23 protein-coding genes and 3 tRNA genes are annotated in these 23,259 nt (G+C 37.8%); 11 read left to right on the top strand and 15 right to left on the bottom strand.

Annotated elements, in window-relative coordinates:
- Positions 1–8 precede the first annotated feature (8 nt).
- Positions 9–500, top strand: a complete 492-nt coding sequence (gene ispF / locus JR005_RS12940) for a 2-C-methyl-D-erythritol 2,4-cyclodiphosphate synthase (protein ID WP_218665231.1) — start codon at positions 9–11, stop codon at positions 498–500.
- Here ispF and JR005_RS12935 read toward each other — a convergent pair.
- The 7 genes from JR005_RS12935 to JR005_RS12905 form a co-directional block, all read right to left on the bottom strand.
- The gene (locus tag JR005_RS12935) at positions 488–1,012 is read right to left on the bottom strand and encodes a protein tyrosine phosphatase family protein (RefSeq protein ID WP_218665230.1); all 525 of its coding nucleotides are present in this window, start codon (positions 1,010–1,012) and stop codon (positions 488–490) included. The genes ispF and JR005_RS12935 overlap by 13 nt on opposite strands.
- Positions 1,013–1,225: 213 nt before the next feature.
- Positions 1,226–2,317, bottom strand: a complete 1,092-nt coding sequence (locus tag JR005_RS12930) for a 3-deoxy-7-phosphoheptulonate synthase (protein ID WP_218665229.1) — start codon at positions 2,315–2,317, stop codon at positions 1,226–1,228.
- 126 nt (positions 2,318–2,443) lie between these two features.
- Positions 2,444–3,325, bottom strand: coding sequence for a sulfite exporter TauE/SafE family protein (locus JR005_RS12925; protein ID WP_218665228.1), 882 nt, complete (start codon positions 3,323–3,325; stop codon positions 2,444–2,446).
- A 143-nt stretch (positions 3,326–3,468) separates the two neighbouring features.
- The gene (locus JR005_RS12920; protein ID WP_218665227.1) at positions 3,469–3,786 is read right to left on the bottom strand and encodes a DUF3292 domain-containing protein; all 318 of its coding nucleotides are present in this window, start codon (positions 3,784–3,786) and stop codon (positions 3,469–3,471) included.
- Positions 3,783–5,342, bottom strand: coding sequence for a PepSY-associated TM helix domain-containing protein (locus tag JR005_RS12915; protein ID WP_218665226.1), 1,560 nt, complete (start codon positions 5,340–5,342; stop codon positions 3,783–3,785). The genes JR005_RS12920 and JR005_RS12915 overlap by 4 nt, the downstream gene beginning before the upstream one ends.
- Before the next feature lie 3 nt (positions 5,343–5,345).
- The gene (locus tag JR005_RS12910; protein WP_151724877.1) at positions 5,346–5,639 is read right to left on the bottom strand and encodes a hypothetical protein; all 294 of its coding nucleotides are present in this window, start codon (positions 5,637–5,639) and stop codon (positions 5,346–5,348) included.
- Positions 5,640–5,702: 63 nt separating this feature from the next.
- Positions 5,703–7,829 (bottom strand): TonB-dependent siderophore receptor, encoded by a 2,127-nt coding sequence (locus JR005_RS12905; protein ID WP_218665225.1) that lies wholly within the window; start codon positions 7,827–7,829, stop codon positions 5,703–5,705.
- A 229-nt stretch (positions 7,830–8,058) separates the two neighbouring features.
- Here JR005_RS12905 and lpxB point away from each other — a divergent pair, with 229 nt between their 5' ends.
- Positions 8,059–9,234, top strand: coding sequence for a lipid-A-disaccharide synthase (gene lpxB / locus JR005_RS12900; protein WP_218665224.1), 1,176 nt, complete (start codon positions 8,059–8,061; stop codon positions 9,232–9,234).
- A gap of 52 nt (positions 9,235–9,286) precedes the next feature.
- Here lpxB and JR005_RS12895 read toward each other — a convergent pair whose 3' ends face one another.
- Positions 9,287–10,156, bottom strand: a complete 870-nt coding sequence (locus JR005_RS12895; protein ID WP_218665223.1) for a DUF2797 domain-containing protein — start codon at positions 10,154–10,156, stop codon at positions 9,287–9,289.
- Between the two features lie 33 nt (positions 10,157–10,189).
- Here JR005_RS12895 and JR005_RS12890 point away from each other — a divergent pair, with 33 nt between their 5' ends.
- Together JR005_RS12890 and JR005_RS12885 are read left to right on the top strand one after the other, a co-directional pair.
- Positions 10,190–10,651, top strand: a complete 462-nt coding sequence (locus JR005_RS12890; protein WP_004989364.1) for a DUF6231 family protein — start codon at positions 10,190–10,192, stop codon at positions 10,649–10,651.
- A 105-nt stretch (positions 10,652–10,756) separates the two neighbouring features.
- Positions 10,757–11,398 (top strand): YidB family protein, encoded by a 642-nt coding sequence (locus JR005_RS12885; RefSeq protein WP_218665222.1) that lies wholly within the window; start codon positions 10,757–10,759, stop codon positions 11,396–11,398.
- A gap of 39 nt (positions 11,399–11,437) precedes the next feature.
- Here JR005_RS12885 and JR005_RS12880 read toward each other — a convergent pair whose 3' ends face one another.
- Together JR005_RS12880 and JR005_RS12875 are read right to left on the bottom strand one after the other, a co-directional pair.
- Positions 11,438–12,598 (bottom strand): DUF6670 family protein, encoded by a 1,161-nt coding sequence (locus JR005_RS12880; protein ID WP_218665221.1) that lies wholly within the window; start codon positions 12,596–12,598, stop codon positions 11,438–11,440.
- 108 nt (positions 12,599–12,706) lie between these two features.
- Positions 12,707–13,594, bottom strand: coding sequence for an ATP-binding protein (locus JR005_RS12875; RefSeq protein WP_218665220.1), 888 nt, complete (start codon positions 13,592–13,594; stop codon positions 12,707–12,709).
- Between the two features lie 160 nt (positions 13,595–13,754).
- On the opposite strand from JR005_RS12875, the gene JR005_RS12870 reads away from it, so the two are divergent.
- The 5 genes from JR005_RS12870 to JR005_RS12850 all read left to right on the top strand — a co-directional run bounded on the left by JR005_RS12870 (position 13,755) and on the right by JR005_RS12850 (position 16,491).
- Entirely contained in the window at positions 13,755–15,260 is a 1,506-nt protein-coding gene (locus tag JR005_RS12870; RefSeq protein WP_218665219.1) for a DUF3336 domain-containing protein, read from the top strand.
- A gap of 48 nt (positions 15,261–15,308) precedes the next feature.
- Positions 15,309–16,052 (top strand): protein kinase domain-containing protein, encoded by a 744-nt coding sequence (locus tag JR005_RS12865; protein WP_228731706.1) that lies wholly within the window; start codon positions 15,309–15,311, stop codon positions 16,050–16,052.
- 103 nt (positions 16,053–16,155) lie between these two features.
- A tRNA-Leu gene (locus JR005_RS12860) sits at positions 16,156–16,240 on the top strand.
- Positions 16,241–16,305: 65 nt separating this feature from the next.
- A tRNA-Trp gene (locus JR005_RS12855) sits at positions 16,306–16,379 on the top strand.
- 27 nt (positions 16,380–16,406) lie between these two features.
- Positions 16,407–16,491 (top strand) — tRNA-Leu (locus tag JR005_RS12850).
- Positions 16,492–17,010: 519 nt separating this feature from the next.
- Here the strand turns inward: JR005_RS12850 and JR005_RS12845 are convergent.
- On the bottom strand, positions 17,011–17,214 hold the full coding sequence (locus JR005_RS12845; RefSeq protein ID WP_004989356.1) for a hypothetical protein: 204 nt from the start codon (positions 17,212–17,214) through the stop codon (positions 17,011–17,013).
- Between the two features lie 358 nt (positions 17,215–17,572).
- Complete coding sequence (gene gloB / locus JR005_RS12840; RefSeq protein ID WP_218665217.1) at positions 17,573–18,304, bottom strand: hydroxyacylglutathione hydrolase; 732 nt, start codon at positions 18,302–18,304, stop codon at positions 17,573–17,575.
- Positions 18,305–18,632: 328 nt separating this feature from the next.
- Between gloB and JR005_RS12835 the strand changes: the two genes are divergently transcribed.
- On the top strand, positions 18,633–19,601 hold the full coding sequence (locus JR005_RS12835) for a hypothetical protein (RefSeq protein ID WP_218665216.1): 969 nt from the start codon (positions 18,633–18,635) through the stop codon (positions 19,599–19,601).
- 17 nt (positions 19,602–19,618) lie between these two features.
- Positions 19,619–20,491 (top strand): histone deacetylase, encoded by an 873-nt coding sequence (locus JR005_RS12830; protein WP_218665215.1) that lies wholly within the window; start codon positions 19,619–19,621, stop codon positions 20,489–20,491.
- Positions 20,492–20,552: 61 nt separating this feature from the next.
- On the opposite strand, the gene JR005_RS12825 is transcribed toward JR005_RS12830, so the two are convergent.
- The 3 genes from JR005_RS12825 to JR005_RS12815 form a co-directional block, all read right to left on the bottom strand.
- Complete coding sequence (locus JR005_RS12825) at positions 20,553–21,248, bottom strand: methionine ABC transporter permease (protein WP_218665214.1); 696 nt, start codon at positions 21,246–21,248, stop codon at positions 20,553–20,555.
- Entirely contained in the window at positions 21,248–22,270 is a 1,023-nt protein-coding gene (locus JR005_RS12820) for a methionine ABC transporter ATP-binding protein (protein WP_004989347.1), read from the bottom strand. The genes JR005_RS12825 and JR005_RS12820 overlap by 1 nt, the downstream gene beginning before the upstream one ends.
- A gap of 68 nt (positions 22,271–22,338) precedes the next feature.
- Positions 22,339–23,208, bottom strand: coding sequence for a MetQ/NlpA family ABC transporter substrate-binding protein (locus JR005_RS12815; RefSeq protein ID WP_004997413.1), 870 nt, complete (start codon positions 23,206–23,208; stop codon positions 22,339–22,341).
- Positions 23,209–23,259: the final 51 nt, after the last annotated feature.

The following is a 23,259-nucleotide window of genomic DNA, read 5'->3' as shown; positions in this document are numbered from 1 at the left end:
GAAAATAAATGATATTACCAATTCGCATCGGTCAGGGGCTGGATGTGCATGCTTTTGAAGATGGAGACCATGTGACTTTAGCAGGCGTAAAAATTCCACATACCCATGGTTTAAAGGCACATTCCGATGGAGATGTGGTGTTACATGCTTTATCGGATGCATTATTGGGGGCTTTGGCACTTGGCGATATTGGCCAGCATTTTCCCGATACTGATCCAGATTTTAAAGGTGTAGATAGTCGTGTTTTGTTAAAACATGTCTATCAGCTCATTTTAGATCGTGGCTATGTTTTAAATAATGCAGACATTACCGTAGCGTGTGAGCGTCCAAAACTTGCAAAGTATAATCTGGAAATGCGTCAGAGTATCGCCGATGTGTTGGAGCTAGATATTACTCAAATCAGCATCAAAGCAACTACGACAGAAAAGCTTGGCTTTACAGGCCGCCAAGAGGGAATCCTCTCAACGGCCACTGTTTTAATCACCCATCAAGTAAATTGATTTGGATCGATCAAAGATTGTTGTAAATCTTGAGTTGCCATACGACCTTGAAGTTGTAGGGCAACACTATGCATCAGTCCCGTCCACGTTTCATTCGGTTCCCAAATTTGATGCAATAGCTCTTGTGCGGAGCCGATATCCATTCCCATGAAATATTGGCGGTACAGTGCCATTAAGCAACTGACACGATAATTTTTTGCGCAATGTATCCAGACGATCTCGTTTGTAACCAGATGGTCGATTAAATCTAGAACCAATAGGCACTGATCTGCTGCTGGCATTTCCCATAAAATAGGTAAATGAATATAGTTTAATCCTAGTTCCAGACAGATTCGGTCTTCCTGATCAAGGTGTGGATCGGCATCATTCAATGCAAGATTGATGACCGTGCTACAGCCATATTCTTTAATATGATGTAACTGCTCGGCTGTCGGTTGTCCTGAACTCAGTAGATGTTCATGGACTGGAGAAAAGTTCGGAATGTGGGATAAAGATTGTTCTAAAGTGGTCATAAAAATACTGATATATCGTTAGAATATAATAAGGTGTTCGTTTCAGTCAAAACTGAATGTTAACCGCATCATCATATTAGCTTTAAATTCCCTATAAAATCTACTGGATTGTTGATCAGAAAATATGATCATTGATCAGTAAGTATTCTCGAATCAGATGAATATAAAAAAACCCTTAATAAATAAGGGTTTTTTATTCAATGGTTGCTCAAATTAGCGTTTTGGAAGCAACTCTTTAAGTTTCTCATGCATTTCGAGTAAAACTTGTTCCGTAGTATCCCAATCAATACAGCCATCGGTTACAGATTTACCGTATTCAAGATCACATAAGTTTTCAGGAATATCTTGGCGACCACCTTTTAAATGGCTCTCTACCATCACACCCACAATGGACTTATTTCCGTCATTGATTTGTTCAACCACATTACGTAATACCAATGGTTGCAGGTAAGGGTCTTTATTTGAGTTGGCATGACTGGCATCAATCATAATCTTATTGCTGACTTTGGCTTTGACCAAAGCTGCTTCTGCTTCTGCTACAGAACCCGCATCATAATTGGGTTTACCATTTCCACCGCGCAACACCACATGCGCATACGGATTGCCACTGGTACGAATCACAGAAACCTGTCCATTTTCATTGAGACCAAGAAAGCTATGACCATGCTTAACCGATTGCATTGCATTGGTCGCAACTGTTAAACCACCATCTGTCCCATTTTTAAAACCGACTGGAGAAGATAAACCAGATGACATCTCACGGTGAGTTTGACTCTCCGTAGTACGCGCGCCAATCGCAGACCAGGAAATAAGATCTTGATAATATTGTGGTGAGTTTGGATCAAGCGCTTCGGTTGCACATGGCAAACCTTTTTGGTTTAACTCAAGTAATAATTGACGACCAATACGTAGCCCTTTTTCAATATTAAAAGAGTCATTCATATCTGGATCGTTAATTAGTCCTTTCCATCCTACGGTGGTACGTGGTTTTTCAAAATAAACACGCATCACGATGTAAAGTGTATCTTTTACTTTTTCACTCAAAGCTTTTAAACGATCAGCATATTCATGTGCAGCTTTTGGATCATGAATAGAACAAGGGCCAATCACAACAAAAACACGGTTGTCGGTACCATCTAAAATATTACGGATGGTTTCGCGGCCTTTGAGAACGGTTTGATACGCATCTTCAGTCAATGGCAGTTCAGACTTTAATTCTGCTGGTGTTACAAGAGGGTGGATGCTTTTAATATTAACGTCGTCGATATCTGGTTGAGAGACTGGATTAGACTGTAGAGTATTCATTGCTGTCACTGATTCGATCATTGCTTAGGGTTATCTGTTTAACGAATATACCATGAAATAAGCGATATCTGACTATATTTACAACGGATTAATCATTTAAAAAAAACGATTAATCCGTTAGATAGCTTATTTTGTGGTGGTTTTTTCGGCAGAAACAGGTTGAGTGATGGCAGGCTTTTCAACAGGTTTGGCTTTAACAGGATGAATAATAAAGTTCACACCCAGTGCAAATAGCGTAACACCTAAAACCTTACGGATAATTTTTTCAGGTAAACGTGAACTAATTAAAGTTCCGATTATGATCGCAGGAATTGAACCTACTAATAACCACATGAGTAAGTGAAAATCGACATTACCCGCACTCATATGACTCAAACCAGCTACCAAAGTTAACAGTACGGCATGTACCACATCTGAACCAATAATTCGAATCATCGGCAGATTAGGAAACATAATAATCAGTGCCATGATACCAAAAGCACCAGCACCGACCGATGATAACGTGACAAACACACCCAAAATAATGCCCATGATTATAATATAAACGCGTTTGGTTTCCGAAATAGTGTCATGTGCGATTTGTTCTGGAAGCTCTTTTTTCTTACGCAAACCCATAAAAAACTTTTCAATCGTGGCGCGAAAAATAATTGAAATACCAGTCAGGGTGAGCATGAAGCCCAACACCATAGTTAAAACCATTTTATAGTGCGAGGACTGACTTAAATAATGTTCGAGCACCCATGCGGTAGCAAAAGAAGCAGGAATACTGCCTACTGCCAGCCAGATGACAATCGGCCAGACGATATTGAGTTTTTTGGCATGTACCAGAGAACCGCAAAATTTGGAAATTGCGGCATAGAGTAAGTCTGTACCAATTGCGATATGAGGTTCAATTCTAAAAAGGCTGATTAAGATAGGGGTCATTAACGAACCGCCACCAACGCCAGTTATACCTACACAGAAACCAACCAATACGCCTGCTAATATAAACTCAAGAGGACCAAACATGAATAAATCAGCCAAATATAAAAAACCTGCATATCTTATGACTTTTTAAGATAAAGGATTGTGAATAATAATGCTTTGCTTATGCAAAAAAACGCTAAAGACATGTTTAGCGTTTCACAAATCAGCAAGTTAAGATTGGCAAATTAAATTTTATGTACTCTGGATGACTGATTACGCTTACCGGCTTTGGGTTTTAAGTCATTGAGATACAATATAAGTGCAAAAACTAAAGGAGTAGCAAACAGCCACCAACTGACAAAGCCGATAGAAGTGCCATAAGCCGCAATAAACAAACTTCCTGCAACCAAAAATAAAAGACATGCGAAGAGACGCAGGATATTGATATGCTGGGTCATAAAATGTAATTTAGATTTTTTGGTTTTTTCAATCTGTTTAATGCTCAGCACATATAAAATATACATGCCGAACATGATCAAAAAGACACCCAATACAATACTCATGAGGCATTTACCTCAGGATTAGCAAGCGCTAACTTCTTTTCAAGTTTTTCTCGGGATTTGGTTTGTATCGGATGAATATTTCGAACAATAAATAATCCCAAACTAGCAAACAAAATAAAGACAATATCGACTCTTAAAAATAGCCAGTAACTTCTTAAGTCTGTAATCAGATGGTTTTGGATTAAATAAATCACATTGAAAAAAGGCAGCGCGATAGCCAAAAGAATAAAAATGCTGAGTTGCGAACGCCATAGCCAGTGTTTTTTTGTAAAGATTGCCAAGATAAAACTAGCCAGCCAGACAATAAAAAAGGTATAGATTTCATAGTTCGGCATTGCAGGCTGTAACTCGATAAAACGATTACTATAGAGATAAGCCAGCATAGAAATTGGTAAACCTACAAAAGTAGCAACATTTAGCCGATCGACCAAGTAATGTCCAAAATGAAATGCATGTGTTTTATTTTGAATTTGACGTTTTAAACTCCAGAGTAACAACCCAGAAGCAATCATAAAACAGCCTAAAATACCTGAAAAGAAGAAGGCAAGGCGTAATAATGGTTGGGCAAAAGTCGCCATGTGTAAACCATATACACCAAAGCTTAATGTGGCAATGGAACTATCATTTCGTGTGGCAGCCAATTGTTTTCCTGTTGTTGCGTCAAAGGTAATTTGTGGTTTATTGCCTGTAATGGAATGATCTTCAGTTTGACTAATCGTAATTTGGGCTTGATTAGTATTGGGTTTATCCGCCGTAATGGAATCGATTTCTTTATTTCCCCATTGAGTTTGTGCTTTGGCAAGCAGAACTTCGAGAGGTAAATTTTGCATGTCTATTGGAGGTTGTTTGTTTTCTATGACATTGGTGCGAATTTCTTTAAAGAATTGAAAAGAGTTCTCTGGATAAAGTTTTTTCATTCCAAACGGTAAATAGATATAAAAGAAAATTGCTAAACCAGTAAAGGTAATCATCAAGAAAAATGGTAGAGCAATGACGGATGAAACATTATGAAAATCTAGCCATGAGCGCTGCGACTTAAAAGTCCTGAGCGTAAAGAAATCGGTAATGATTTTTTTATGAGTAATGATCCCTGAAATCAGGGCAATCAACATAATAAATGCAGCTATACAGACGATGATCCGACCAATAATGACGGGAAAACCAAAAAGTTGATAATGAAAGGTATAAAAGAAATCGCCACCTTGCGTGGCAGAAAGACTGAGCTCTTTGCCTGTAGTGGCATCGAGTGTTTTACTTTCATAGCCACCATCTGCTTTTTGCCAATAAATATTCGTGACAGGAGACTGTTCAGATGCAACACCGATATACCAAGTTTTAGCCCCGACGGCATGTTCTTGCAAATATTGATAGGCTGTTTTAATCGCAGTTTCTTGGTTGACATCATATTGAGCAAGTTTCGGTTGCATCCATAAATTAATTTCATGACGATAATAGGAGGCTGTCCCCATTACAAAAATAGCAAATAGTAACCACCCTAACAGTAATCCTGTCCAAGAGTGTAACCATGCCATCGACTGTCGAATACTCTTATGCATGATTTAGCCTAATCCTAATGTCAGAAAAATACAGATACCACTCACCACAACACTATAAATGGTCAGTTTTAATAAAGATTGAACGCAAAATGCGATGATGACAAAAACGGCATAAAATAAAATCGAGCAAAATGCTGCCAAATAAACAGATTCAGCTTTTGGCATCATCATATTAAAAATATAAGCCAAAGCCATACTAAAAAAAGCAGTGCATACAAAACCGATAATAAAGGCAATTACAAAGCGATAGAACACTGTAAATCGGTAAGTAATGGAAAGTGACTGTGTTTTACTCATAATGGCTTGCTTCTTTTAAAATGCTTAAGCCAAGCCTTGTACCCAAGACTTGGCTTAATGGACTTAGTACTTAAATTTTACAGCAACGGTATAATTGGCAGGTGCGCCGTAAAATGCTTGGGAGTCTTGAAAATTATATAAATATTTTTTGTCTCCAATATTGTTGCCATTGGCTTGGATTGAAATATTTTTATTGATGTCATAACTTGCCATCAAATTAACAAGAGCATAATCTTTTTGCTTAATTAAACCATTTACATCTTCATTGTAAAGGCTGACATCATCCTGCCATTGAACCCCCACACCTAGTTTGAGTTTTGGAAGTGCAGGAACAGTATAAGTAGTTAAGAGATTAAACATTTGACTAGGACTATATGTTCTTGCATGTCCGCCATTTTTAAGATCTTTTAGACTGAAATTGGTGTAACCGAATGAAAGATCCAAATTATCAGTTAATTTTCCAGCAAGACCAAATTCCACACCTTGCGAGCGCAAATCACTGACAGGAGTGGTGCGTGTAATAATATCACTCGAGCGCAATGGATAATTACTTTCCTCTGTTCTAAATACGGCTAGTGTTCCAGTTAATTGATCATCCATCCAAGAACTTTTTACGCCAACTTCGTAACTTTTCCCTTCGATAGGTTTTAGTGGTTGATGGTTTTCATCTTGACCAGTTTGTGGACGGAAAATTGAAGTATAACTGGCATATGCCGTATATTCTGGGGTGATATTATACGTGATACCTGCATACGGTGAAGTTTTTGATTTATCATAATCTGCGGTTGAACCGTAGTTATATCCTTTACTAATTGCCTGAATATAGTTGATACCTAATAGTAGTTTAAGGTCATCGTTTAAGTGTAAACGTGTAGCACCGTACAAGGAATGTACTTTTTGATAGATATCAGATGAGTTATTTTGAGTTGGGGTGGTGTAATCCCAAGTTGGTTCATCTGGTGTCCAGCTAGCAAGATCAGTTGTTAGATGGTCAGGATAAGCCCCTGGATAAGACTGTTCTTTGGTCTTATAAGATGTCCAGCTATATCCTAAAACTGCCTCATGACGTTGTCCTAATAGAGGGAAAGTACCCTGAACATTGGCATCGACTTGTTTTTGGGTATATTTACCATCAAATGCTGAAGGCCAGAGATAAACACCACTGGTATTATCGCTACTATCTGGTAAGCCTGAAAGATAAAGAAGTTTTGAATCGGACTTTGTTTCTTTGTTGGTGAAGGTAACTTTCGCTTTCCAGTCCCCACCTAGTTTTTGAGTCAATTCTGCAAAGGCAGTCGTAACTGTATTATCCCAGTAAGTCCAGTCAGGACTATAGTTATATTTACGATCATAGCTGAGTTGCTGACCTGCGCTATTGAGTAAAGGTAATGCCCCCCAATTGACACTATTAGATAAAGTTTTTTCTTGGCTCCCGCCAATGGTCAAAAGTGTAGAATCGGTTAAATCAGCATCAATAATGGCTGCAATTCCATTTTTTTCCTGAGAATAGCGGTCAAGATAAGAATCGCCAGTTTGTTCAAAGCCCATAACTCGAGCTCGAACTCGACCATCTTTTGTTAGCGAACCTGAAACATCTCCCTCATAGCGTTGTTTATCCCACGAACCATAGCTAATTGTGCCGTTCGCTTGAAACTGTTGGGTTGGACGCTTACGAATCATATTGATAGTAGCAGATGGATCACCAAAGGCATTGGTAATTGCATCAGCACCTTTAATGACTTCTACACGGTCATATAAATAGGTGTCAGGATTGGTATTTTGATAATTATAACCTTCAGCAGGAAAACCTACACCGTCCACGAGTACATTAGAAATTTCAAAGCCACGTGCCATATAGGTGCTACGTTCAGTTTCCTGATTGGCGACATAAATGCCTGGGGTATTTCTTAGGGTCTCACGCGTGTCAGTAATATTAAAGTCATCCATTTGCTGACGAGTGACGACATTGATGGTCTGGGGTGTTTCCTGAGCATCAATATTGAGCTTGGTTGCACTGCTACTTTTTTTGATGATGTAGGATTTAGTCTGTTCTGAACTTTGATTACCAGAAGCATCCGCCTGAAGTTCGATCACAGGTAGAGTTGTATCTTCTGCATGCGCAAGATGCACTTGGAAGATCGCTAGAGTGATCAGTGATAACTTAAATAAAAGTGGGTTGGATGTGGTCATGAGATAAAGTAATGTGAATAATTCTCATTTATTTTATTATTTAGCTAAATGCTCTACAATCTTCTTGTCATCGTTAATTGTGATAATCATGATATTTCTAAATGTAATTTTAGATAAACTTATGTAACAAATACACGAACACAAATAGAAAAAAGTGCGGAATTTCTTGATTATAAAACCTATATGTTAGTATAGAACCCGCTATAAATTTGATGCAGGACGTTTGCAATTGTCTACACGAAAACTAAAAATTGGCATTGTGGTTGGGGAAGTTTCAGGTGATACCTTAGGCGTAAAACTGATGCAAAGTTTTCGTGAGCAGGGCATTGATGCTGAATTTGAAGGTATAGGTGGCCCGCAAATGATTGCGGAAGGATTTAAAAGTTATTATCCGATGGAAATATTATCGGTGATGGGGATCGTTGAAGTTTTAAAAGACCTGAAAAAGTTATTTGCAGTACGCGATGGATTGGTCGAACTCTGGACAGCGCAACCCGTAGATGTATTTGTTGGGATAGACGCACCAGATTTTAATTTAAGACTTTCTAAAACAATGAAAGAAAAAAACTTACCAATTAAAACGGTACAGTATGTCAGTCCATCGGTATGGGCATGGCGACAAGGACGAGTACATGGCATCAAGAAAACCATTGATTTGGTGTTATGCCTATTTCCGTTTGAAAAGAATTTTTATCAACAATACGGTGTGCCAGCAGCTTTTGTGGGACATCCATTGGCAAAGCAACTTCCTTTAAATAATTCAGTTCAGGATGCAAAGCGAAACTTGGGACTTGATCCTGAGAAAACCTATATTGCCTTGCTACCGGGTAGTCGTCGGGGCGAAGTGGAACGGCTGTTGCCTTTAGTATTAGGTTCAGCCCAGATTTTATCTACAAAATATCCAAATGTTGAATACTTGATCCCTGCAATTAATGATGCACGTAAGACTCAAATAGAAAGTAGTGTAGCGCAATGTGATCCAGCTTTGATTGCGAAATTACATATTCTTGAAAATAGCGATACTGAATCAAACGTTGGTCGGATGGTGATGAGTGCCAGTGATATTGTGGCATTGGCATCGGGTACAGCAACCTTAGAGGCGATGTTGTTACATCGACCAATGGTAACTTTTTATAAGCTCAATACGTTGACTTATTTTATTGCCAAGCTTTTGGTCAAAATTCCATATTATTCTTTACCCAATATCATTGCAGGTAAAAAAGTCATTGAAGAGTTGATTCAAAAACAAGCCACGCCTGAACGCTTGGCACAGGAAATTGAATCACTCATGAATATAGAAAAATCTCAGATTCAGGTGATGCAACATCTTTCGATGCATAAAAGACTCATTTCTGGTGATACTGAAGATCCCGTTCAAGCAATTTTAAGCTTAGTAGATCATTAAACGTATAAAAATGGAGCAATGATTGCTCCATTTTTATAATTTACAATAAGTTTTAAGCGCGGAGAATCAGCTCGTAACCTGTATATTTACGTATATTGATTACGCCCATATCAAAAATTAAATATTGCCCTTTGATTCCGTGCAGAACACCACGAATTTTAGGCGTTTTATCTAGGTTTAATGATTTAATTTTTTCTGGATATTGTTCCACAGGATAGACAAACTCACGTGGCTGTTCATTCTCTAGCAATTCAACAGATTCATTAAACTCAAGATTTTGCCCAAATTCTTCACGAATGCTTTGAATTTTTGGCGCAAATTCTTCAATAATTTGATCGCGCTGTTCAAGTAGATTGAGAGGTTCTGCTTCACCTTTTAATAGTTTGTGCCAGTCAGTTTTGTCTGCGATTTGCGTACCAAATAAAATCTCGAGTTGGCCTGATAAGCGTCGTGAGCCAACTTTTAAAATCGGCAGTGCTTGTGTTGCCCCCTGATCTAACCAACGTGTGGGCATATGGCTGACTCGGGTAATCCCAACTTTAAGTGCGCTAGAGTTTGCCAGATAAACAATATGTGGCTGAAAGCAAACCTTATGTGCAAAATCATCTTCACGGCAAGTCCCAAGATGATAATGACAGGTTTCTGGCTTCATGATGCAAAGATCACATTCAGCTTTGGTTTTAAAACATTTAAAGCAATGACCTTGTGAATAGGATTTAGGCGTTTTAGCACCGCAAGAGGTACAATAAATATTTCCTGTCCATTCAATCTCAACTTCTTGACCCGGAACGAAAGGGAGGTCAATTTCTGAACGGTCTAATATAAATTTGTATTCAACATTTGCCTTGCTTGCTTGCTGATCAGTTACACTACAGTCTTTAAGCGCTGCGTGCATTTTATGACAAATGCCTTGTAGTTCCATCGATTTAAACTCACATCAAAAAAGGTTGCAGTTATGGCTGAATTAAATGTCATCACTTCTATGCTAGACGATTTATCAAGTGAACAGCCCATACACACTGCACTCTGTATAGGTCAAAATATTGACCAGAATAGCGCAATCCAGTGGCACTATTTTAACGTAAATGAGTTTTTAAATCTGCCTTTTAGTCAGCGTTATGATCTGGGTTTTGTGGTTTTTGATACAGCATTGATGCGTGATATTTCAGAAATCCAAAAGTCTCAAATGCTAGTCAAATTACGTGATTTGATGGCAAAAAGAATCGTGGTGGTGAGTCAACGTCAGGATGAAAAATTACTTCGTGCTCTAGGTTTCACCCAATTGATTGATAAAACTTCACACGAAGCGGATTTTGCGTTGTGGCAGTTTAATATTTTAACCTATAAGCACGTACCTGACTGGTTTAACTCAAAATTTTGGGCAAATCCTGATAACTGGGATAAGTTTCGCTGGTAATTTAAAAGGATCATTGATCTTGCAAAAATAAACAATTTGTCTTTTGGAAACTATCTAAAAACTGGTCTATGCTGAAGATGGAATATTTTTCAGGATAAACATAGGATGACGGATTTAACTAATATTGTTCAGATCCTAGCCAAACAGGCAATGGGCGGTCAACAATCTTCTCAAGGCGGTCTGGGTGGTATTTTAGGTTCGGTTTTGGGTCAATTAGGTGCAAACCAACAGACTCAAAATCAGGGCAATACTCAAACTCAAAATACGGACGTTGGACTCGGTGGCATTTTGGGTTCGGTACTAAATCAATTTGGTGTTGGAGCGAATAATCAAGGTTCAAGCAATCAAAGTTCAAGTAATAGCTCTGGTGGTTCAACACAGGCATTATTGATTGCAGTCGTGCCTTTGATTTTGGCTTGGATTCAGCAACAGGGTGGTTTACAGGGCGCTTTGGATAAACTTAGAAATATAGGTTTGGGTTCTCAAGTGCAAAGTTGGGTTGACCCTGAACAAAGTAATAATCATATAGCTCCTCAAAATGTTCAGGAATTATTTGATGATCAGCAGGTCGAGCAGGTTGCTGAACAAACACAAGTTCCTAAGCAAGATATTTATGGAGCCATTTCATCTGTATTGCCTCAGATTATTAATTCATTGACCCCACAGGGCGATCAAACCAATCCGCAAGAAGCCAATCAAGATATTCAAAATGTACTGAATATCGTTTCAGGATTTTTAAAGAAATAAAACACAAGGCTTTCAAGCTATTTGCCTGAAAGCCTTTATTTATATGATCGGGATGCTTTGCTGAGGTTGTATTAATCCTGAAATATCATCGGGATAAGGGCAGATCTCGGTTTGTTCAACTACATCGATATATTCTAAATAACCCTGACCATATCGATGACATGAATATAAATGATCAATCGCTTCAAACTCAAAAGCCGCGGCATAGCCTAGTCCAACGCCATACTGAAACGTACTACTGATTTTGGCTTTAATCATTAAATAGGGTTCTTGGTTTTGATTGAATATTTTCCATTCAAAGCTTTGGGGTAAAAGCGTATATTGCCCAAAAGGTGACAAGGTCGGTTTGTCTTGATACTCAGCAATACTAAATTCAACGTTATCATAGACTTCGCATAGACCGCTTTTATGCCTGATATAGGCTTTATAGCTCATCGATTTTGCAGCCACGTCAATTTTAGATAAGATCAGTTGGCTATGGTCATCCAAGTTGATAATTTGATAAGTCACAAAATTTACTGGAACTTTATCTGCTAGTGATAGAGGGTGAGGGAGCAAACTATTTGGCGTCGCTGCTCTTGCAAATTCAAATGTTCCTGTACCAGAAACAGGATAGCGTTCACCTTGAATATGAAAAAATCCTTCATAGTGCATCACTAAACTTAGATCATCATATAAGGGAGTTTTCATCATCCACGAGCTTTGACGACTCACATCAATCTTGAATTGAAGTTCGATACCGTGAAAATGTGCTTTTAACTGAAATTCTGGATAATGACCTTCAATTAAAAGCTCACGACCAAATAACATTTTATTTGAAGTATGTACTACCTCATCGCCATCTAAAGCATAATGTTGCAACAATGCTGAAGATTCAAAAGCGGTACTCATAAAAACGGTGGCATTTTTCCTCGGAGGAGTATGCTGTAACTCATCTTGATCATAGCAAAGTAAACCTGTTGTACCTAAAATCGCCGAGATATTTAGATACTGTAATGGCGAAGGAAGATGAGGAAAGTTAAATCCATAACGGGTACATGAATAAAAAGGATGATCAAAATACGGTTGGATCATGGCATCTTGTTGGAAAATTTGACGTGAAAAAGTTGTGGAATGATCTACTAATGGAGTGAGGTGATGTAGAGTTTTTGCCAATAGTTCGGCTCGGGGAGATAATTTGGGAAGAGAGAAAAGATTCATAAAAATAGCCTGTCTAGTTATAAGTTATACTGTTCAGTGTATAAATCTTTAAACGACAGGCTACAGACCTTATTGAGTCACTTTTAAGTCAGTTAAGGACACAATTTACTATGAATTGTCTGACAATTTTTGCTGTAATTGCTCAGCACCAATCCAGTGTTTAGAAAATTGATAAGCAGCACGTCCTGAACGTTGTCCACGTAATTGACACCATCTTAAGCTTTCGGCACGAACTTCATCGTTATACTCTAGCCCTGATTTTTTGATGTAATGTTCAACAATTTCAAGATATAAGACCTGATTCATTGGATAAAATGAAAGCCATAAACCAAAACGATCTGATAATGAAATTTTCTCTTCAATGGCTTCTTGTGGATGCAATTCGGTGTACTGCGGAACATCTACTTTGGTAACTGGTGTATTCTCATGCATAAATTCTGGCAGAAGGTGGCGACGATTACTGGTCGCATAGATAATAAAATTAGTTGAACCTGATTGGAGTGAACCATCCAGAACACTCTTTAGGCTACGATAGTTTTCATCTTCTGCATTAAACGCCAAGTCGTCACAGTAAACGATAAATTTTTCAGGACGATCTTGAATGATTTTTTGAATGAGCGGTAAATCAGAGAGATCATCACGTTCAATTTCAATCAAACGAAGTCCATGATCTGCATACTGTGTTAATAGCGCTCTAACAATCGAGGATTTCCCTGTCCCTCTGGAACCTGTCAGCAAAATATCATTGGCAGGTAAACCTTCAAGAAATTGCAATGTATTTTGGATAATCTTTTGTTTTTGTGTATCAATTCCGAGCAAATCTTCCAGATACATTTGCTTGGGTTGATAAATGGGTTTGAGCTGATGATGATGCCATTTAAAGGCTGGGGCATCAAAATCAGGCTCTTGATGAACCTCTGGCAAAGTTTGATGAAGTTGTTTTAACACCAAAGAAAGGGTTTCAATCAGATGATCTGGGAGTTCAAAGTTTGCCATTATGATTCCTTTGTAGTCATTGCCACAAGATGATACAGACTCTTGTGTGATGTTTCAAAGTAAACCTCTATAACCTAGAGTCGAACATTTTAGCAATTGACCCTAAGCTGTTCAGCTTGCATAGTGCATAAAATAATCCAGAATTAGGATTTGACTTGATATGTTTGAAACACTTCAACAGGATATGAATTTACATCAGCGACATCGTGTAAAAAAATTGAAATATCAATTAAAAAACGCCGAATCTTATGATGAGTGGAAAACTGTCGCCTTAAAATTGGATGAAGAAACAGGGGCGCAAGAATGGAAATATGATAACAGTTCGCCCTATTTCAATGCTGAAGTTATTTCCTATCGGCTTAATTTATTACGCAAATATCGTACACAGCAAAGAGTATTGGATGCACTTTATTTATTGCAGGAAGGCTTGACCCATGACATTGCAAATATTGGGCATCCGATGCTCTTTACAGCAACTTATCTGGGGACTAAACAATTAATTGTCGATTATGTGGAAGAGGTCAGTCATTGTCTGAGATTCATTGCGATTAGTACCTGTCAGACACTTACCCTTAAACAAAAGATTAATTTTTTTGAAAACTGTCAAAAAGCCTATGGTCAGCCCGCTTTAATGTTTTCTGGCGGTGCAACACTGGGTTTGTTTCATTCTGGAGTTTGTAAAGCGTTAGTTGAACAAGACCTATTGCCAAAAGTGTTATCAGGATCAAGTGCAGGCGCAATTATGGCGGGGATGCTTGGCACTTCTTCTATTGGCGACATTCCAGAAATTCTAAAAGGACAGAAGTTCTTCACTGAAGCCTTTCATTTTAGAAAGTTAAGTGACATTGCAAAAGGGAATGGGGGCTTGGCAGATGTTAAGTATTTAAAAAACTTTTTAATTGAAAATCTGGGTGATTTAACTTTTGCAGAAGCCTATAAGAAATCAGGCTTACATACCAATGTGGCAGTGGCACCTTATGATGCTTCACAGAATCCACGGATTATGAATGGATATACCGCGCCTAATTTACTGGTTTGGAGTGCTGTCTTGGCATCTTGTGCGGTTCCTGTTTTATTCCCGCCAATTCGTTTAACCAGTAAACGCTACGATGGTATTCATACCCCTTATATGGCCAATGCAAAATGGGTGGATGGAAGTGTTCGTAGTGATTTTCCTCAAGAAAAAATGGCGCGTTTATATAATCTGAACTATACCATTGCCAGTCAGGTCAATCCCCATGTCGTGCCATTTATGCAAAGTGATCAATCGCGTTATCGTAAAGATTTACTTAGTTGGCCGCAAAGAATTTTACGTCGTCAGGCGAAAGTGGTGGCAATGGGCTTCATGGACTTTACTCGTGAACGCTTAGGTCGTGTACAACCAGTACGCCGTTTATTGGATCATGGTTATGGTATCGTTGGGCAGCGCTATTATGGCGATGTCAATATTATTGGTCGCTTTAATCTGCGTAATTATAGTTATATGCTGCAAAATCCTCGCCCCGAATTATTTAAACTGTTGCAGCAAGAAGGTGAGAGAGCCACATGGCCTAAAATTTCCTCAATAGAAATTCATGCCCGTATTGGAAAGACCATTCAGCATTGTTTAGAAATGTTGTATTTTCAAGAAACGCAGCATTTGACTAAAGAAAGTGTTAAAAAATAAATGCTGCGACAGTTTGATCAATTGTGTTTAAAGACCAAAGCTAAAAGTATGGCGCTTGGGCGTCGTCTTTATACTTTTAAATCTGAAGGAAAAAACTATTGGCTTAAGCTACAGTTACAAGATTCTCATCCAACCAGCAAAGCAGGATTTGAACATGAGCTCAGCTTTTATCAAAAGCAAGGTTCTTATGATTTTGTACTGCCTGTACAATTTCGCGAAATCGATGATTTTTTTCAAGAAGAATTATATAAGTGGGGAATGGTACTACCGCATGCTGATCCTTATTTTACGGATCATCAGATCTCTTCAATGACTTTGTCGCAAACTAAGCAATATATTGATAAGGCGCTAAAGAGTTTAGCGAACATGCATGCTTCTGGCTGGATACACGGTGATTTAAAAACTGAACATTTTGCAAAATATCAAGAACATGTCTATCTCATCGATTTTGAGCAGTCTCAGCAAATAAATGCTAAAAATGCGTTAACCATGACAGCAACACCTCATTATATGGCGCCAGAGTTATTTCATGGCAGTCCCAAAACTATTCAAAGTGATTTATACGCTATAGGCGTTATTTTATATGAGTGGCTCACAACACAACGATTCAATGCACCTAGTTATCAAGATTGGGCAATTTTACATTGCCAACAACTCAACATAGAGCTACCTGAAAATAAACAATGTTTTTTTCCCTTACTCGCTGGCTTATTAAACAAGCAGCAAAACTTACGATTTCATGATGTAAATCAAGCTTTAAAAGTACTTAACTTAACAAAAATGCCGATATAATAAACATAATTTTTTGATTTGTTTTTTATTTAATCATCCAATTGGTTTTTTTATAAAAAATACTTGTCACAATCCAACCTTCTCTATAATATACACAGCCATCGGGGGCGTGGCGAAATTGGTAGACGCACTGGATTTAGGTTCCAGCGCCGCAAGGTGTAAGAGTTCGAGTCTCTTCGCCCCCACCATTTTAAGCAAGATAAGGCTTTGCTTAATTATAGTGAGAAGTGAAATTCTTCACATTATAAGATATAGAGGATTGGTGTAATGGTAGCATGACGGTCTCCAAAACCGTTCGTCAAGGTTCGAGTCCTTGATCCTCTGCCAGAATTTAGTTGTAAAATCCCAAGTTTTGGGGGCGTGGCGAAATTGGTAGACGCACTGGATTTAGGTTCCAGCGCCGCAAGGTGTAAGAGTTCGAGTCTCTTCGCCCCCACCATATATTATCAAGAGTTGATTTGCTTTTGAATTAAGAACTTAGCTTCGATAAAAGCTTAATATCATAGAATATTAAGCTTTTTTTATTTGTAAAACCTATATTCATGAATTGTAGACATTAAAAAGGCTTAAACATAATGCTTAAGCCTTTGAGTGATTATTATATTATTATCAATCACTTATTTTATCTATACGCTAATTGTCCAAATAAGTAGACCATAATCATGAGTGTGAAAATGGTCGAGGAAACTAAAACGACTTCTACTGTTTTCATAACCCCACCTTTTTATAATTGTTGAGTCTTTTTTATACAGTAAAAAATAACTTAATGCAATGAGAATAATTCTCAATATAAGAAATGTATAGCAAAATTTAAGCTTAAGGAATATTGAATCATAAAAATTACAATAAAAAATAGCATCAGATATGATGCTATTTAAAGTCATTCATCATTTTTTAAATTTCAATTCTTATACAATCCTATATGGATTAAGTACATAGAGAAAATAGCTTATCAAGTTTATGCTTTTAAATGATCCTCAAATTCTTCACCAAGTTGAATGGCTAAATTATTACCAGATAAATCGCAGGTAACTAGACCATATTCTTTTTTGAAACTAAACGTAAAACCTTTGTTATCCGCTAAGTTTTTTACGGAATATCCCAGTTTTTCTAACCAGATACGAAACGCAATTAAATTTTTAGCTTTGACCACTTTTCTCATTTGAATGTTCTCCATCACCACCACAATCGTTATTTTTATTAATAAGGGTAACTGTGAATTTTTTAAAGGGGAAAACTGTTTAAGAATTTTTCAATTCATGAAATTGCCATCAAATTGTATAAATAAAAGATCAATTTTTATGTTTTTTGCAAAGCACAACGCTTAAAAAATTAGAACTATTTTAATTAATATATTGATTTTTAATCATTTAATTTTTAATGCTAAAGATGAGGAATTAGCTAAATGAGTAGAGCATTCATAAAAAATAGATGTAAAAATATATTTCATATTTTAAAAAGATCGGTCATAAGGCAAAAGAGAGAGTTGCATCAATCAATGACCGATTGATGCTTCATCTTTAGAATTGATCTTTTAACGTTCGTATTCTAGCGAACTCTTCAACACAGTCAGTGCGTAAGAAAGGATTAGTTTCTAATTCTAGTTGAATGCTGCTGGGTAAGGTGATTTGACCATTTTCTCTGAGTTGTTGAACCTGTTGAGCACGTTCTTGCAGGGCAAGATTATGAGGTTCAATTGTTAATGCAAATTGTGCATTGGCAAGCGTATATTCATGGGTGCAGTAGACTTCGGTTCGTGGTGGTAGTGCAGCCAAGCGATTTAAGGAGTGATACATTTGTTCAAATGTACCTTCAAAAACTCGACCACAGCCAAGTGAAAAAAGTGTATCACCGCAAAATAGACTATCAATTTGATCGATAAAATAGACGATATGACCAAGCGTATGACCCGGAGTTGCAATAATATCAACATTTAATTGATTAAATCTAAATTGATCTGCATGTTGTAAAGCATGAGTGATAAATGGAATTTTACTCAACTCTTCACGAGGGCCAAAAACAGGGATTGAATGTTGGGCAATTAGAGCGGGTACGCCACCGATATGATCTTTATGCCAATGTGTGAGCCAGATTTGAGTTAACTTCAAATGATGTTGTTCACAAAAATTTTCTACCAATTTTGATTCAGTCGGATCAATAGCAACAACTTCTTGCGTTTCTGTATCTTCAAGCATCCATATGTAATTTTTTAAATCATTTTGGACATCAATAAAGTGAACCTGATAACGCATTTTTTTATCCTAAAAATCAATTAAACCGTTTAAATTGAAAGGCGAGTCTATACTTGTTCAATATCATCATAACAGATATTTTGAGTAAGCTTGGCATAGAATAAATGTTTAACTTTTAGAAAGTGATGAATTTATCATTCTTTCCTAATAATATAATGCAGTTAAATATAGTAAGCTAATCTTATGATTTTACAGTGGATTTTATCGATCAACCATTTTATGATTCTTTTAAAAGAACAGATACGCACTTGAGCAACACTTTTGTTCAATCAAAATAACGACATTTAAATAAACGATTTATCAGTAGTTTCATGTATGGAGAGGAGATATGTCAGGAAGACAAGATCATGAAATCGTCGAAGTATTTAAAACATATTTGCATCCACTTTCAGAAAAACTGACAGAAATGTTAAATGAACATTATAGCCATCAGACCGAACGACGCGGCTGTGGTTATACGCAAGCAACCCGTGTGATTGCAGAAATAGTGAATCAGCCTAGAGATCATCAAAACTTTCAGGATTTACGTTTGTTTGCAGATTATGATCCGAAACTTTTGAAATATATTTTAAATCAAAGTTCCTGCTATCACATTGATCTGGATTCATGGCGCGATCTGGATCAACATCACAATTTGCAAAATGATCTCAAAGCCCATGATGTTTCAGTACATTTTCATCAGGCGGTATCGCAGGAAGCAAGTTTTCAGGCAAAACTTAGAAGCCTTTATCTAGAGATGCAACTTGAAGAAAGTATTCTGTTTTGCAAGTTGATTGAAGATATTATTCTTCCTAAACAGGCTGAAATGAATCATTTTATTGAATTAAAAACCCTTTTAGAAAAACCCAAAGTGGGCTCATGTCCTTTAGCAGAAAAATATTTTTTTAAAGTGGCGCATCGACGCTTATTACGACAGGGTGAAATTAATATTTTTGTCGATCCACATCAACAACCCGTCATGATTGAAAAACTAAATATGGGGGATAATCACTCCTGTATTAGTTTGCAGCCGTTAATCATGAATGGTGTGCGTTTACCCGCGGGTTGTCTTTTTTCTGTCAGCTATGATCATGCAAGTATTAGCAAACGAAAAAATAAAAATTATAAAGGCAATATTATTCCAATCGATGAAGTCGAGGGTTTCTGGTTTTTAAGATTAACGACGCTTGCAATTTCTCCAGCTCATCGGGCGAGAGCATTTAGTCACCATTTTAAACAACAGGTTCAAAGTGGTTTGTTCCGTCCTGAAAGTACTGAACTGAGCCAATTAATTGAAGTTGCTCTAGAGCAAATCTAATCATAAAAAGGGATACTATGCTCAAAGCCTGTTATTCACCACGTTATTATGCAAATACTCATACCAACAGTATGGAAAAATTAACTGCGGTTGCGAAAATAGTCGAACAAAAACAATTAGCGCAATGCATTGATCCGGGCATCATTGAGGTGGAATTACTTAAACAGTTGCATCGTCCTGCTTATGTTGAAGCATTTCTCGCGGGTAAACAGCCAGAAGCTTCGATACAAGGATTTCGTGACTGGAATCCACAGCTTCGTGATGCAGTATTATCAATTAACGCAGGTCAATTATTGGGTGCTGAACTTGCTATGAAAGAGGGAATTGCTGCCAATATTGCACAGGGTTTTCATCACGCCAGTTATGAAGCTGGCGCTGCATATTGTACTTTTAATGGGCTGGCACTTATCGCTAAATATTATCCAAAGAAAACGATCTTTATATTGGACTGTGATCAACATGGTGGAGATGGAACAGCACAATTTACAACAAAATTCCCCAATCTCATTAACTTTGGAATTTTTGGGATTCGTTTTGGGTGCCGTGCCAACAGTCGTAACTTTACTCGATATATTCATCCTAAACAGGGAAATTTTGAACAATATTTAGAGGCTTTACATGAAAGTTTTGAAATGATTGAACGCTTTCAAGCCGATTTAATTGTGTATCAGGCTGGAATGGATTGCCATCAAAAAGACAAATATGGCTCAAAATGGTTCACGACTGAATTGTTATATCAACGTGATCAAGCTGTATTTAGAATGGCAAAACAAAAAGGGATTCCAATTTTATTTGTACTTGCTGGTGGTTATCAGCCACTTGAAGAGCTTGTCCCATTACACGTCAATACCTTTATTGCAGCGGATGTTACCTATTTCTCAGATCATTAAAATCATTGAGCTATAAAAGAGGGAGCTGATAAAGCTCCCTCTATAGCGGCTTTGGGCTCAACTAGCGAAGTTTGGAAAGCCAATTCCCTAGTGACTGTACCAATTGTACCAAGATCAACAATACAATCACGGTCAAGAGCATCACGCTACTATCAAAACGTTGATAACCATAAGAATAAGCCAGATCACCAATACCACCTGCACCGACAGCACCCGCCATTGCGGTTGCACCAATCAGGCTAATTGTTGCGGTGGTCATATTTAAAATGAGTGAACTACGTGCTTCTGGCAAAATAAACTTAAATACGATTTGCCATGGCGTCGCGCCCATCGCCTGTGCGGATTCGATAATGCCATCATTAACTTCGAGCAGAGAAGTTTCAATCAATCGTCCCATGTAGGGGCCGATAAAAATCGTTAAAGGAACAATCGCAGCCCATGTACCAATGGATGATCCGACAATCCATTTCGTCAATGGAATCACAGCAATGGCTAAGATAAAGAAAGGCAAAGAGCGTAGGGCATTAATCACGGGATTTAAACCATGATAAATGGCTTTATTAGGTAAGATGCCTTTGTCACGGGTGACAACCAATGCTACACCTTGAATTAAACCCCAAATTCCGCCAAATAGAAAAGACAACAGCACCATTTGTATGGTTTCTTGCATGGCATCAACAAATTGATCCATGCCGAGCGGACTGGTCCAGAATGGTTGTGTAATTACAGTGAGCCAATGCACAATGAATTCTTTCATTATTCATTCTCCGCTTGACTGATCAGAACATCATGCTTTTTCATATAGTCAACTGCTTGTGCAACAACATCGACACTGCCTAATATTTGGACAAACATCTGACCAATAACCGTGCCATTAATTTCAGTCATATTGGAAAATAAAATATTAAAATCGATATCAAATTCACGAATGACCGTTTGAATCACAGGCTGATGTGCTGATTTGCCTAAAAACTGTAAACGGTAGATGGTATCAATTCCTTTATGTTGCAAATTATCCAGAATCTTGCGTGGTAATTGTTGCTGAAACACGGTTTGAATAAAGGTTTTGGTCGTTGGGTGTTGGGGGTGGCTAAAAATTTGCACGGTTGGACCATGCTCAATCACTTTGCCTGCTTCCATTACCGCAACCTGATCGCAAATACGTTCAATCACATCCATTTCATGGGTGACGATAACAATAGTAATCCCTTGTTCTTCATTAATTTTTTTAAGTAAATCGAGGACAGATTTGGTGGTTTGCGGATCAAGTGCTGAGGTCGCCTCATCACATAATAGAATTTTAGGGTGATTTGCCAAAGCACGTGCAATACCGACCCGCTGTTTCTGACCACCAGATAATTCATCAGGAAAAGCATTACGTTTATGTTTTAGGTCGATGAAATCCAGCAATTCTTCCAGACGCGCCTGACGTTTGGCTTTATCGACACCTAAAAGTAGCAATGGCATTTCAATATTTTCTGCTACAGTTTTGGTTTGCAATAGATTGAAATGCTGGAAGATCATACCAATATGAGTACGTTCAGTACGCAAATCTTTAGCACTCAGTGCTGTCATATCTTTTTGATTGACGATGACCTGACCTTCACTTGGACGCTCCAGTAAATTGATCAATCGTACGAGAGTACTTTTACCTGCACCACTATAACCAATGATGCCGAAAATACTACCAGCGGGAATGCTCAGGTTAATTTGATCCAGTGCCGGAATGGTTTGCCCATTTTGTGTGTAGAACTTGGAGATATTCTTAAATTCAATCATATGATCTAGAGTGCTAAAAAAAGAAAAACAGGCAACACAGTGTGCCTGTTTATGAAGAGGATATTATATTACTGTTTTCCGCCAGTAAGGTAGCTGATTGGTTCGTTCACATCAACTTTTGTACCCTGAAATTTTTCCTGAATAAATTGTTTTACAGGTGCAGAATGATAAAGGTCTTTCAGCTTTAATAACTCAGGATCGTTTTGACGACCTTCTGCAACCGCAAGAACATTGACATTCATTTTGGTAGATTGATCTACAGGTTCATGGAAAATTGAATCTTTAAGCACATTCAAACCACCTTCCATGGCCAAAACATTACCCAATACAATGGCATCGACTTCGCTTTTTACACGTACAGAAGTCGCCATTGGAATTTCTTTAATCACGAGTTTCTTCGGATTTTCAGTAATATCGGCAGGAGAGCCTTTAGCGACATCAAAATCAGGCTTTAACTTAATCAAGCCCGCAGTTTGGAGCAATAACAAGGCACGAGCTTCATTAGCAGGGTCATTTGGAACGGCAATCGTTTCGCCATTTGTGAAGTCTTCAATCTTCTTGATTTTATCTGAATAAATCCCCATTGGTTCTAAATAAGTTGTGGCCAATGGAGCAATTTTAGATTTATTTCCCGCATTAAATGCGACTAAATATGCATAAGATTGAAACGCATTGACATCGATTTCTTTGTTGGCAACCGCTGTGTTCATCGAAACATAGTCTGTGAAGTTTTTCACATCAAGTTCAATGCCCGCTTGTTTGGTCTCTGGAAGCTGTGCGATAAAACGCCAGATATCTGTATCTGAACCGCTAGAGGCAAGCGTAATTTTATGCAAAGCATTTGCAGGCGCAGCAGCTTTGTTATCTTCAGGTTGTTTTGAACAAGCTGCGAGAACAACGACTGCAATACTTAAAAAAACACTAAACAGTTTTTTCATTGCTTGAGTTCCTGGATTTAGTCAGGCTAAATCAATTTAAAAGTGAAAGCT

Source organism: Acinetobacter sp. Colony158 (genome assembly GCF_019264745.1).
Taxonomy (GTDB): domain Bacteria; phylum Pseudomonadota; class Gammaproteobacteria; order Pseudomonadales; family Moraxellaceae; genus Acinetobacter; species Acinetobacter ursingii.
The sequence above is the reverse complement of the archived record's forward strand: the minus strand, read 5'-3'. Positions and strand labels throughout refer to the sequence as shown.

Bases quoted from the DNA above. Each gene is read 5' to 3' on its own strand.
- JR005_RS12825 (WP_218665214.1), bottom strand. From the start codon at position 21,248: ATGAAAGAATTCATTGTGCATTGGCTCACTGTAATTACACAACCATTC.
- JR005_RS12930 (WP_218665229.1), bottom strand. From the start codon at position 2,317: ATGAATACTCTACAGTCTAATCCAGTCTCTCAACCAGATATCGACGAC.
- JR005_RS12870 (WP_218665219.1), top strand. From the start codon at position 13,755: ATGTTTGAAACACTTCAACAGGATATGAATTTACATCAGCGACATCGT.
- JR005_RS12925 (WP_218665228.1), bottom strand. From the start codon at position 3,325: ATGTTTGGTCCTCTTGAGTTTATATTAGCAGGCGTATTGGTTGGTTTC.
- JR005_RS12915 (WP_218665226.1), bottom strand. From the start codon at position 5,342: ATGCATAAGAGTATTCGACAGTCGATGGCATGGTTACACTCTTGGACA.
- JR005_RS12865 (WP_228731706.1), top strand. From the start codon at position 15,309: ATGGCGCTTGGGCGTCGTCTTTATACTTTTAAATCTGAAGGAAAAAAC.
- JR005_RS12845 (WP_004989356.1), bottom strand. From the start codon at position 17,214: ATGAGAAAAGTGGTCAAAGCTAAAAATTTAATTGCGTTTCGTATCTGG.
- JR005_RS12835 (WP_218665216.1), top strand. From the start codon at position 18,633: ATGTCAGGAAGACAAGATCATGAAATCGTCGAAGTATTTAAAACATAT.
- JR005_RS12920 (WP_218665227.1), bottom strand. From the start codon at position 3,786: ATGAGTATTGTATTGGGTGTCTTTTTGATCATGTTCGGCATGTATATT.
- JR005_RS12880 (WP_218665221.1), bottom strand. From the start codon at position 12,598: ATGAATCTTTTCTCTCTTCCCAAATTATCTCCCCGAGCCGAACTATTG.
- JR005_RS12875 (WP_218665220.1), bottom strand. From the start codon at position 13,594: ATGGCAAACTTTGAACTCCCAGATCATCTGATTGAAACCCTTTCTTTG.
- JR005_RS12830 (WP_218665215.1), top strand. From the start codon at position 19,619: ATGCTCAAAGCCTGTTATTCACCACGTTATTATGCAAATACTCATACC.
- JR005_RS12895 (WP_218665223.1), bottom strand. From the start codon at position 10,156: ATGGAACTACAAGGCATTTGTCATAAAATGCACGCAGCGCTTAAAGAC.
- JR005_RS12905 (WP_218665225.1), bottom strand. From the start codon at position 7,829: ATGACCACATCCAACCCACTTTTATTTAAGTTATCACTGATCACTCTA.
- JR005_RS12910 (WP_151724877.1), bottom strand. From the start codon at position 5,639: ATGAGTAAAACACAGTCACTTTCCATTACTTACCGATTTACAGTGTTC.
- JR005_RS12815 (WP_004997413.1), bottom strand. From the start codon at position 23,208: ATGAAAAAACTGTTTAGTGTTTTTTTAAGTATTGCAGTCGTTGTTCTC.
- JR005_RS12820 (WP_004989347.1), bottom strand. From the start codon at position 22,270: ATGATTGAATTTAAGAATATCTCCAAGTTCTACACACAAAATGGGCAA.
- JR005_RS12935 (WP_218665230.1), bottom strand. From the start codon at position 1,012: ATGACCACTTTAGAACAATCTTTATCCCACATTCCGAACTTTTCTCCA.
- JR005_RS12890 (WP_004989364.1), top strand. From the start codon at position 10,190: ATGGCTGAATTAAATGTCATCACTTCTATGCTAGACGATTTATCAAGT.
- JR005_RS12885 (WP_218665222.1), top strand. From the start codon at position 10,757: ATGACGGATTTAACTAATATTGTTCAGATCCTAGCCAAACAGGCAATG.
- gloB (WP_218665217.1), bottom strand. From the start codon at position 18,304: ATGCGTTATCAGGTTCACTTTATTGATGTCCAAAATGATTTAAAAAAT.
- ispF (WP_218665231.1), top strand. From the start codon at position 9: ATGATATTACCAATTCGCATCGGTCAGGGGCTGGATGTGCATGCTTTT.